Annotated in this window: 10 protein-coding genes; 7 read left to right on the top strand and 3 right to left on the bottom strand. The window is 72.9% G+C overall.

Annotated features, from left to right (window positions below):
- The first annotated feature begins 77 nt into the window (after positions 1-77).
- Positions 78-2,174, top strand: coding sequence for a bifunctional serine/threonine-protein kinase/transporter substrate-binding domain-containing protein (locus tag EAO76_RS14665; protein WP_148836387.1), 2,097 nt, complete (start codon positions 78-80; stop codon positions 2,172-2,174).
- Positions 2,175-2,203: 29 nt separating this feature from the next.
- On the opposite strand, the gene EAO76_RS14660 is transcribed toward EAO76_RS14665, so the two are convergent.
- Positions 2,204-2,815 (bottom strand): TetR/AcrR family transcriptional regulator, encoded by a 612-nt coding sequence (locus tag EAO76_RS14660; protein ID WP_148836386.1) that lies wholly within the window; start codon positions 2,813-2,815, stop codon positions 2,204-2,206.
- A gap of 213 nt (positions 2,816-3,028) precedes the next feature.
- Between EAO76_RS14660 and EAO76_RS14655 the strand changes: the two genes are divergently transcribed.
- Positions 3,029-3,958, top strand: coding sequence for an alpha/beta fold hydrolase (locus EAO76_RS14655; protein ID WP_148836385.1), 930 nt, complete (start codon positions 3,029-3,031; stop codon positions 3,956-3,958).
- Between the two features lie 41 nt (positions 3,959-3,999).
- Here EAO76_RS14655 and EAO76_RS14650 read toward each other — a convergent pair whose 3' ends face one another.
- Together EAO76_RS14650 and EAO76_RS14645 are read right to left on the bottom strand one after the other, a co-directional pair.
- Positions 4,000-4,344, bottom strand: coding sequence for a hypothetical protein (locus EAO76_RS14650; RefSeq protein ID WP_148836384.1), 345 nt, complete (start codon positions 4,342-4,344; stop codon positions 4,000-4,002).
- Between the two features lie 135 nt (positions 4,345-4,479).
- Positions 4,480-5,220: an NIPSNAP family protein gene (locus EAO76_RS14645; RefSeq protein WP_148836383.1), complete on the bottom strand. Its 741-nt coding sequence runs from the start codon at positions 5,218-5,220 to the stop codon at positions 4,480-4,482.
- 237 nt (positions 5,221-5,457) lie between these two features.
- Between EAO76_RS14645 and EAO76_RS14640 the strand changes: the two genes are divergently transcribed.
- The 5 genes from EAO76_RS14640 to glsA all read left to right on the top strand — a co-directional run bounded on the left by EAO76_RS14640 (position 5,458) and on the right by glsA (position 10,190).
- Complete coding sequence (locus EAO76_RS14640) at positions 5,458-6,534, top strand: YafY family protein (RefSeq protein ID WP_148836382.1); 1,077 nt, start codon at positions 5,458-5,460, stop codon at positions 6,532-6,534.
- 159 nt (positions 6,535-6,693) lie between these two features.
- Entirely contained in the window at positions 6,694-7,023 is a 330-nt protein-coding gene (locus EAO76_RS14635; RefSeq protein ID WP_148836381.1) for an SCO4225 family membrane protein, read from the top strand.
- Between the two features lie 236 nt (positions 7,024-7,259).
- On the top strand, positions 7,260-8,039 hold the full coding sequence (locus tag EAO76_RS14630) for a polysaccharide deacetylase family protein (protein ID WP_148836380.1): 780 nt from the start codon (positions 7,260-7,262) through the stop codon (positions 8,037-8,039).
- Positions 8,040-8,118: 79 nt separating this feature from the next.
- The gene (locus tag EAO76_RS14625; RefSeq protein WP_148836379.1) at positions 8,119-8,775 is read left to right on the top strand and encodes a hypothetical protein; all 657 of its coding nucleotides are present in this window, start codon (positions 8,119-8,121) and stop codon (positions 8,773-8,775) included.
- A gap of 134 nt (positions 8,776-8,909) precedes the next feature.
- The gene (gene glsA, locus EAO76_RS14620) at positions 8,910-10,190 is read left to right on the top strand and encodes a glutaminase A (RefSeq protein ID WP_148836378.1); all 1,281 of its coding nucleotides are present in this window, start codon (positions 8,910-8,912) and stop codon (positions 10,188-10,190) included.
- Positions 10,191-10,305: the final 115 nt, after the last annotated feature.

Raw genomic sequence — 10,305 nt, 5'->3', positions numbered from 1 at the left:
GGGGTGCGGTGGGGTGGTGGCGCGGAGGGGTGCGGAATACTGCCGTATTCAATCGCCGTCGTGAGTAGGGGGACCCGGTGCGACCGCTGTCGAAGCACGATCCGCGGCAGATCGGCCCGTTCCGGATCGTCGGGCTGCTCGGGGGCGGCGGCATGGGACGGGTCTATCTCGGCCACTCGGCGGACGGGCGGGCCGTGGCGGTGAAGACCGCGCGCTCCGAACTGGCCGACGACCCGGGGTTCCGGACGCGCTTCGCCCGCGAGGTGGCCGCCGCCCGGCGGGTGAGCGGGCCGTTCGTGACCCCCGTCGTCGACGCCGCGCCGCACGACGACGTGCCCTGGATGGCGACCGACTACGTGCCGGGCGTCTCCCTGACCGACGCCGTGCGCGACGACGGGCCGCTGCCCGGCCCCGCGGCGCGACTGCTGACGGCGGGCCTGCTGCACGCCCTGGCGGCGGTGCACGCGCAGGGCCTGGTCCACCGCGACCTCAAGCCGTCGAACATCCTGCTCACGGCCGAGGGCCCGCGCGTCATCGACTTCGGCATCGCGTACTCGGCAGCGGAGACGGCCCTGACGGCGACGGGCACCGCGCTCGGCACCCCCGGCTACATGGCGCCCGAGCAACTCGTCATGTCGGGGCCCGAGGTCACGGGCGCGGCGGACGTGTTCGCGCTCGGCGGGGTGATCGTGTTCGCGGCGACGGGCGGCGGCCCGTACGGGAGCGCCGATCCGCAGATCCTCATGTACCGCACCGTGCACGAGGAGCCGCGGCTCGACGGCCTGCCGGACGGGCTGCGGGAACTGGCGGCGGACTGCCTGGCGAGGGAGCCGGGGCAGCGGCCCGCGCTGCCCGTCCTGATGAACCGGGCCGGCACCCCGGGCCCGTACGCCGACTGGCTGCCGGAACCCGTCTCCGTACGGCTGCGCGAGCTGGCCGGGGAGCTGGACCACCTGTTGTCCGGACGGACCGGCCCGGCCGGGGAGGTCCGCCCGGCCGGGGCGCGGGGCGGGGGCGCACGGCCCATGGACTTCTCCCCGCCGCTGCCGCCCGTACCGCCGCCCGGCCCGACGGGCCCGACCGAACTGCTCCCTTCCGGCCCCGCGGGTTCCCCGAACCCCGCCGACCGCTCCGGGCCCGCCGACGCCGTGCCCACCGCTGTGGTGCCGGCCGACGCCGTGCCCACCGCTTTCGTGACGAAGGGACCCGCGACTCCGCATCCGAATCCGACTCCGGTCCCGTCTCCGTCGCCGAGTCGGCGCCGTGTGCTCGCCGCGCTGGCCGGGGCCGGGGTCGTGGCGGGCGGCGGGGCGCTGGGCTGGACGCTGTGGCCGGACGGCTTCGGCGGCTCCACGGGCGGTTCGCGGTCCGGCGGGAACTCCGGCGGGAAGTCCCGGGTGGCCGTCCTGCCGAAGGGGATACGCGACAAGGGCGTCATCACCGTCGGCTCGGACCCCACCTACGCGCCCATGGAGTACCTCGACACCGGCGGCAGGACCGTCGGGATGGACATCGATCTCGGCAAGGCCCTCGGCCGTGAACTGGGCGTGCGGTTCGAGTTCGAGAGCACCAACTTCGACTCCCTGCTGACCGGTCTGGACGCGGGACGGTTCGACCTGGTCATGTCCGCGATGACCGACACCAGGGACCGCCAGCAGGGACGGACGGGCGGCACCGGGACCGGGCGCGGCGTCGACATGATCGACTACTTCGACATCGGCCTCGGCCTCCTCGTCCGCAAGGGCAACCCGGAAGGCGTCGGGGGCCCCGACGACCTGTCCGGCAGAACGGTCGCCGTCGAGCGCGGCGGACTGGCCCGGGACTACGTGGGCGAGCCGGGCCGCGGGAACCCGAAGGTCCGGGAATTCGACACGGTGAACGAACTCTGCGAGGACGTGAGGGCGGGCCGCTCCGCGGTCGGCCTCGCCGACTTCCCCGTACTCGCCCACGCCGTCGCGACCCGCTCGGGCGGCGGCACCCTCGAACTCGTCGGGGACCAACTCGACCCCGCTCCCTGCGGCATCGCGGTCGCCAAGTCCGAAACGGACCTGCGCGACGCCGTACGGGACGCCCTCGACCGCCTCATCGCGAACGGCGAGTACGCCAAGATCCTCAAGAAGTGGGGAGTGGCACAGGGCGCGGTGCGCCGGGCGGTCGTCAACGGGGGCAAGTAGGAGGACGCGAGCAGGGCACAACCCCCTGCTCATGCCTCCGGGGGCGTGAAGATGCGATCCAGGTGGTGGCGCAGCACCTCGGTGGCCGATTCCGGCTGCCGCTGGCCCACGAGGATGCTGATGCCCATGCCCGCCGACATGGCGAGCAGGCCGACGGCCTCGACGCGCGGGTTCATGTCCCGGGCGGTCAGCCCCGCGTCCCGGGCCCGTTGCAGCAGACCGGTCAGGGCGTCCTCGGCGGCGTCGGGGTTGTCGATGAAGGGCTGGGCGGCCAGTGCCTCGTCGGTCACGGACAGGATCGCGTACGCGCTGTAGAGGAGGTGGAAGGTCCGGCTCTCCTCGTCGGTCGGGAGGGAGGCCAGGAGCAGCGCCTCGGCGGTCGCGCGCGGGCCGGGGTCCGCGCCGCAGGCCCGGAGCCGTTCGCCCACCCGCGCGGTGAACCGGTCGGTCAGCTGCTGGAGCCCGTGCAGCAGCAGCTTCTCCTTGGTCCCGAAGTAGTACTGCACGAGCCGCAGCGAGACGCCGGCCTCGGCCGCGACGTCCCGCATGCCGACCGCGTGCAGCCCACGCCGCCCGGCGACCCGGACGAGCGCCTCGGTGATCTGGCGCCGCCGCTCCTCGTGGTCCACGCGCTTCGGCATGTTCTCGTGTCTCCACCCATCGCTCGTGCCCGCCTGTGCCCGTACACGCCCGTACGTCTCGTTCATCCCGGACGCCAGGGCGCCCGCAGTGTCCTCGGGTCCGCAGGGCGCCTTCATGGTACCGCCGTATCAACATGATGGTACGGTCGTATCACTACCGCGAGGGACTGGTTCCCGGCGGTTCCCCAACGGGTCCTCAACGGAGGTGCCGCCATGCCCGAGAACACCACCCGCGCCCGCCGCGACATCGGCCGCTACGTCAACGACGCCCTGCGCGACCGGTACTTCGCCGCCTGCGACGCCGTCTACGCGCTCGGCGCGCCGGCCCGCTCGGAGACGGACGTCGAGACCTCCTTCGGCACCACGCACGTCTACCGCTACGGCTCCACCGACCCGGCCGTCGAGGCCCGTACCCCGGTCGTCCTGATCCACGGGTCCGGCGGCTGCTCCGCGCAGTGGTACCCCAACACCCGGGCACTCGGCGCCGAACGCCCCGTCTACGCCCTCGACACCCCCGGCGACCCCGGCCGCAGCGTGCACCGGGAACCCATGTGGCAGCCGGAGCGCGCCGCGCAGTGGATGGACGAGGCCCTCGACGCCCTCGGCCTGGACCGGGTCCACCTCGTCGGCTCCTCCTACGGCGGCTGGCTCGTCATCAACCAGGCCCACCTGCGCCCCGGAAGGATCGCCTCCGTCACCGCCCTCGACCCGGGCGGCCTGGAGAAGGTCGGCCTGCGCTTCTTCGTCTGGATCTTCGCCAGTCTCTTCGCCACCTCCGCCCCCAAGGCCCTGCGCCCCCGACTGGCGGCCTGGCTGGAACAGCCGGTCCTCGTCGTGCCGGAACTGCGCGAGATGATCCGCTCCGGCGTACGGGCCTTCCGCATCCGACGCCCCTCCCCCCTCCCCCTGACCGACGAGGAACTGGCCACCATCCGGACGCCGTTCCACCTGGTCATGGGCAGGCGCAGCCTGCTGCTCCACCCCCGGCGCCAACTGGAACGCGTCCCGCGCCTGATGCCCGGCGCCCGGGCCGAGATCATCGCCGCCACCGGCCACGGCCCCCAGATCGACCACCCCGACCTGGTCAACGCCCGCATGCTGGCCTTCCTGGACGAAACCGACTCCCGCACCACCAACGCCTGACCCGTACCGTCCGCTTCACCGCCCACCGGCCGGCGCCCTGATCAGCGTGTGTCCAGGGCGTCGGCCCGTTCGGTCAGGTCCGCCGCGAGGCCGTCCCAGTCGGGGCCGTGCAGCCACAGGTGTTCGGCCGCCTCCCGCATCAACGCCGGTTCGTCCGGCCGCTGGAGGAGCACCAGCCGGTAGGCCAGGTTCCGGACCCAGACCGGCAGGTGGCCGTCGACCAGGTTCGGGCAGAGCTCGTGCAGCAGGGCGAGGATCGAGTCCGCGTCGGCGAACGTCAGCTCCTCGATGAAGTAGTGCTCCCGATGTTCGAGACCGCATTCCGGCGTGGGGCGGTACTCGTCCCCGTAGAGGCAGCGGGCGTGATCCGTCAGGCTGTTGTGCATGCTCCGGAGGCTACGGCGCCGCCGCGATCCGCCGGACGGCCCCGGCCTCGCCCCGTCGCCCCGTCGCCCCGGCACCCCACATCCTCGTCGCCCCGTCGTCCCGGCGCCCCCGGAGTCGCCCGGAGCCGCCCGGTGTCAGATCAGCGAGCGGCCGGTGGGTCCGAGCCGTAGCACCCGGGGCGCCGCCGTCTGCTCCCGCTCGACACCCGGCAGGATCTCGTCCCGTACGAGGGGATGGGCCCGCACCTCGGCGAGGTGCCGGCGGTGCGCGCTCCCGTCGGGGTACGGAGTGAGGAGCACGGCGACGTTCTCCCCGGTGCGGACCGGCAGCCGGGTGAACGTGTTGTGCGCGTGCTCGCTGGTCAGGAGGGTGATCGGCGCCGGTCCCGTCTCCCGGAGCACGGGGAGGAGACCGTCCCGGACCAGCGCGATGCCGTCCTGCCGTCCGGGCGGGAAGGACCACACGGTGGCGGACACGAACCGCCCGGGTGCCGGAGCGCCGACCGGGGGCCGTCCGGCGGGGGAGCCGGGGAGGACGTCCCGGACCGACGCGGGACGCAGGAGGAGCACGTCGTCGGAGTCGACCATGGTGTCGTTCGCCCGCGGACCGTGCTCGGCCCAGACGGGCCCGCCGTAGAAGTCCGTGAGCGCGCGGTGGCGGGCCGCCATGTCCGGGAACCCGCGCAACCAGACGAAGCGGTCCGGATCGTCGAGGTCCCGGAACTGGCCGAGCAGGCTCATCCCCACGGCTTCCTGGGACTCGACGAACTCGCGGTCGAACAGCTCGACGAGTTCGTCGCGCCGACCGGGGCGCAACGTGTACTGGCGAAGCTCGATCACGGCGGGCGAAACGGCGGTTTCGGTGTTCGGTGGCACGGCAGGGCTCCTGTTCGGCGTTCTCCGCAGAGGGTTCCCGGCCCGTTCGTCCGGAGCCGGTACGGAGATCGACGGTAGGGGGACCACGTGACAGGTGCTGTCAGTGTTTCCGGCGCTTTCGGCGTTCGACTTCCCGACTTTCCGGCTCCCGCTTTCCTGGGCTCCCGGACTCTCCGGCTCCCGGGCTTCCGGCTCCTGGACTTTCCGACTTTCCGGGATTCGGAGAAGAATGCGTGCATGCCTGCCGGTCGACTGCTCTCGGTGCTGCTGCTGTTGCAATCGCGGGTCCGTATGTCCGCCCGGGAGATCGCCGAAGAGCTGGACGTGTCGGTGCGTACCGCCTACCGCGACGTGGCACGCCTGCAGTCCGCGGGGGTGCCGGTCTACGCGGAGCCGGGCCGCGGGGGCGGCTACCGGCTGCTCGACGGCTACCGCACCCGCCTCACCGGGCTGAACGAGGGCGAGGCGCGGGCGCTGTTCCTCGCCGGACTGCCCGGACCCGCCGCCGACCTGGGGCTCACGGCCGAGACGTCGGCGGCCCGGCTGAAGCTTCTCGCCGCCCTGCCGGCGGGACTGCGCGAGGAGGCGGAACGGGCCGAGGCGGTGTTCCACCTGGACGCCCCCGGCTGGTACCGGGAACCCGAACGGACGCCGCACCTGCCCCTGTTCGTCGACGCGGTGCTCACCCGGCGCGCGGTGGACGTGCGTTACCGCCGCTGGCGCGCCCCGCAGGAGGTGAACCGCCGCCTCCACCCCTACGGCCTGGTCCTCAAGTCCGGTACCTGGTACCTCGTGGCCGCCACCGGGGAGGGGAGCGCCACCGGGGAGAGAGCCGCGACCGGGGAAGGGACCGTCACCGGGAAGAGGACCGCGACCTACCGCGTCGCCCAGGTCCTCGACGCCGCGCCGACCGACGAACGGTTCGACCGGCCGCGGGACTTCGACCTGGGTGCCCACTGGGCCGCCTACCTCGACGACTTCCGGGCCCGCCGCTACACCGGCACCGCCACCGTCCGCCTGTCACCCCGGGGGCGCCGGCGCCTCCCCGACAACGTTCCCCCGGAGGTGGTGCGGGCGGTGGACTCCACCGCGACCGCGGTCGGCGACGACGGCTGGGTCGAGGCGGTCATCCCGATCGAGGGAACCGAGCACGCCTGCGGCGAACTGCTGAGGCTCGGCGGGGACGTCGAGGTCGTCGCACCGGCCGAACTCCGCCGTGCCATGACCGCCGTCGTGGGGGTACTCGCCCGAACTTACGGGAGCCGGGAGCCGGAGCAGGGAGCCGGGCTCCGGCCCCATGACCGTCTGACCTGACCTGACCTGACCTGACCTGACCCGGACCGCCCCGCCCCGGACCACCCCGCCCCGGCCGAACCGATCAGGCCGGGCGCGAATCGAATTTGGGTACGGATACTCACGACCGGTTCATGATCCGCCAGGAGCATGGGAGCACCACAACACCAGGGGGAGTCAATGAACGTTCGTGCCTTGTACCGCTTGGCCGTCGCCAACCCCGCTTCAGCCGTCTACCTGGGAATCGTCGGCGCGTCCATCGTGTTCGAGATGGCTGCCGCGCTGCTCTCGGACCCCGGAATCGTGGGGGTGTGGCCGTTCCTTCTCACCGCCCCCACCTCCCTGGTGACGGTGGCGGTCGGTCAGGTTCTCTGGAACGACGCGTCGCCGGTCTGGTTCATGACCGCCGGAGTCGTCTTCTCCGCCCTGGTCCAGTCGTTCGCCCTCGGGGCGGTCCTGGAGACCCTGCGCGCCCGTCGCCGGGTGTTCACCCGGCCGAGCCGCGGCTGAACCACGCCGTTCCTGCCCGGTCGAGCGCCCCGTATCGCCGCTCCCGGGGAGGCCGCCACATCCCCGGACGAGCCGTCGCGCCCCCGGAATCGTCGCGGGACTTCTGCGTTTGTCGCCGGTCCTCTGCGGATTCTTCCGCGATCTGTAACAGAGGCATCCCGCACGGGCGTTCGTATGTCTTGATGGGGGCAGGGCAGGGCAGGGCATCGGCGGAAACGACAAAGGGGCGGGCGGACGTGGCGAAGCACAAGGGAAAGGGCTGGCACAGCCGACTCCTCGCGGCGGCGCTGGGGGTCACGGCGCTGGCCGCCGCCACCTCGGTGTGGACCGCGCAGGCCGACACCACCGGAGTCCGGCAGCCGCAGGCGGGCGCCTCGGCGTCGGACGGGCGGTCCCAGGAGCAGGTCAAGAAGGTGGCGGCGGACATCGCGCACGCCTCCGAGCGCGGCCCCCGGGGCGTCAACATCACCATCGACGACGGCCCGGACCCGAACTGGACGCCGCAGGTGCTGCAGCTCCTGAAGGACAACGACGTGAAGGCCACGTTCTGCATGGTGGGCACGCAGGCCCAGGCGTACCCGGACCTGGTCAAGAAGGTCGTGGCGGCCGGGCACCGGCTGTGCAACCACACGGTCTCCCACGACACCACCATGGACACCAAGTCCGAGGAGTACCAGGCCAAGCAGATCCTGGACGCCGAACGCATGATCATCAAGGCGTCCGGGGGCGTCCGGCCGCAGTACTACCGGGCCCCGGGCGGTGCCTTCACCCCGTACAGCCGGAAGCTCGCCGCGTCCCGGGGCATGCGTCCGCTGGGCTGGAACGTCGACAGCAGGGACTTCGAGCGCCCCGGCGCGGACACCATGGTCGCCACCGTCAAGCGCGAGATCGCCAACGGGCCGACCGTCCTCTTCCACGACGCGGGCGGGGACCGCTCCCAGACCCTGGACGCCCTGCGCGAGGTCCTGCCCTGGCTGCGGCAGGAGGGGTACTCCTTCGGTTTCCCCGTGCGGTGAGCCGCCGGGCCCGCCCGCACGGGCGCCGGGCTCCGTCCCGGCTCAGGTACTTGTCCCCCCGGGAACGGAGTGCGACGTCGTGACGAAGCGCAGAACCGGAAGAATCCTCCTGGCGGGCCTGGCCGCCGCGGGCGCCGCCACCGGCGCGGGCCTGCTGCACAACCGCCGCCCCGACCGCAGGGAACACCTCCACGTCACGCTCTTCAGCGAGCCCGGCTACCTGGGCCGCAACCGGACGCTGACCTGGAAGGGCGGCAAGCACCTGGTCGTCCCGCTCGGCCGGACAGGGCTGCCGCGCATCGGTTCGATCAGGCTGGAGCGGCTCGTGTACCGCATCCGGCCCGAAGTGCGGCCGCCGGACGGGCACATACTGCGGCGCGCCCTCATCGAGCGACTGGACCCCGACGACTCCGGGGACGGCGTGTACGGCTTCGTCGCCGTGAACCAGATCGCCGGCATGTTCTCGATGGGCCGGTGGGAGACGGTCCCCGAGTCCGAGGCCCGGTCCGGAGTCCGGCTCCGGACCGAATCCCCCGGCACCCCACCATCCGCCTCCGGCAAGGCGATCGTGGGTGACGCCGCCTCCGACGCCGCCTCCGCCCCCGACATCCGGCCCTGGCACGACGTCCTGACCAACACCCCCGACCTCGGCCCCTGGAACACCCGCACCCGCTACCTCGAACTGGGCTACCACGGCGGACGCGTACCCCGCGGCGGACACGTACCCCGCGACTGACGAGCCCCCGCGACTGACACATCCCAGATGCCGCGAAAATGGGATGTGTCAGATACGGGGGCGCGGCGCACCGCACGGACCCGCCCGGCCCGGGGCAGGCTGGACCTCGACCCCCGCGAGGAAGGCCCGATGCGATGGATCCGGTGACGGACTCCCTGAACGAGGTCCACCGACGACTGAGCGGCCTGCGCGACGGGCAGGTCGCCGACTACATCCCCCAGCTGGCGACGGCCGATCCGGACGACTTCGGCATCGCACTGGTCAGCATGGCCGGACACACGTACCGGGCGGGGAAGACGGACACCCCGTTCACCGTCCAGTCGGTGTCCAAGCCCTTCGTCTACGCCCTCGCGCTGAGCGACCTCGGCCCCGACGAGGTGCGGCGCCGCGTCGGCGTGGAGCCCAGCGGCAACCCCTTCAACGCCATCAGCCTGGAGCCGGGCACCGGACGCCCCGCCAACCCGATGATCAACGCCGGAGCGATCGCCACCACCGCGCTGGTCCGCGCCGACGGCCCGGCCGAACGCTTCCGGCGCATTCTCGCCTGCCTGTCGGCGTTCGCGGGCCGGTCCCTCGACGTCGACGAGGACGTCTATGCCAGCGAGGCCGCGACGGGCGACCGCAACCGCGCCCTGGCCTATCTGATGCACTCGGCCGGCTCGCTGCGGGCCGACCCCGAGGAGACCGCCGACACGTACTTCCGCCAGTGCTCCGTCCGCGTCACCGTCGTCGACCTGGCGGTGATGGCCGCGACCCTGGCCAACGGAGGCCGCAACCCGGTCACCGGCGTCCAGGCCGTCGCCGAACCCGACGCGGTCCGTGTCCTGGCCGTCATGGCCACCTGCGGCATGTACGACGGCGCGGGCGAATGGCTCCTCGACGTCGGCCTGCCCGCCAAGAGCGGTGTCTCCGGCGGCCTCATCGCCGCCGGCCCCGCCCGCTTCGGCGTCGCCGTCCACAGCCCGCCGTTGGACGGGTCCGGCAACCCGGTCCGCGCCGTGGCGGCCCTCGGCGAGATGTCCGAGCGCCTCGGCCTCCACATCATGCACGGCCCGGGACTGCGCGCCACGACCGTGACCGGCGCCGAGCGCTTCGAGTACGACGGCCGGACCATCGGCGTGGTGACCGCCCAGGGAATCCTGGAGTTCACGGAGTTCGAGGCACTGGTGCACGCCGTACGGGAGGTCACGCCGCCCGTACCGGGCTGGATGATCGTGGACCTGACGGCGGTCACCGGGGTACTGCCCGGTCCGGCGGCGGGGCTGGCCGCGGTCCTGAACGACCTCGTCGACCGGGGCCACCGCACCGTTGTCGCCGCCCAGGAGACCTTCATCGAAGCCGGCGAGGGCCGCCCCCGGACCTGGGAGATGTTCCGCACCCGCGAAGAGGCCCTGACCTGGTGCACCCGATCCTGACCCACCGTCCCGGCGGAGCGTCACGCTTCCTGCTCGACCTGATGCCCTGTCAGTCGACTCATGGCGCACGGGCGCCAAGGGGCGAGGCCGGGGAACGACACGTGCCGCTGCGGTC

The sequence above is a fragment of the Streptomyces sp. sk2.1 genome (assembly GCF_008120935.1).
In the GTDB taxonomy this organism is placed as follows: domain Bacteria; phylum Actinomycetota; class Actinomycetes; order Streptomycetales; family Streptomycetaceae; genus Streptomyces.
This window is presented reverse-complemented; position numbering and strand designations above follow the sequence as displayed.

Bases quoted from the DNA above. Each gene is read 5' to 3' on its own strand.
- EAO76_RS14640 (WP_148836382.1), top strand. From the start codon at position 5,458: ATGCCTGCCGGTCGACTGCTCTCGGTGCTGCTGCTGTTGCAATCGCGG.
- EAO76_RS14635 (WP_148836381.1), top strand. From the start codon at position 6,694: ATGAACGTTCGTGCCTTGTACCGCTTGGCCGTCGCCAACCCCGCTTCA.
- EAO76_RS14650 (WP_148836384.1), bottom strand. From the start codon at position 4,344: ATGCACAACAGCCTGACGGATCACGCCCGCTGCCTCTACGGGGACGAG.
- glsA (WP_148836378.1), top strand. From the start codon at position 8,910: ATGGATCCGGTGACGGACTCCCTGAACGAGGTCCACCGACGACTGAGC.
- EAO76_RS14660 (WP_148836386.1), bottom strand. From the start codon at position 2,815: ATGCCGAAGCGCGTGGACCACGAGGAGCGGCGGCGCCAGATCACCGAG.
- EAO76_RS14655 (WP_148836385.1), top strand. From the start codon at position 3,029: ATGCCCGAGAACACCACCCGCGCCCGCCGCGACATCGGCCGCTACGTC.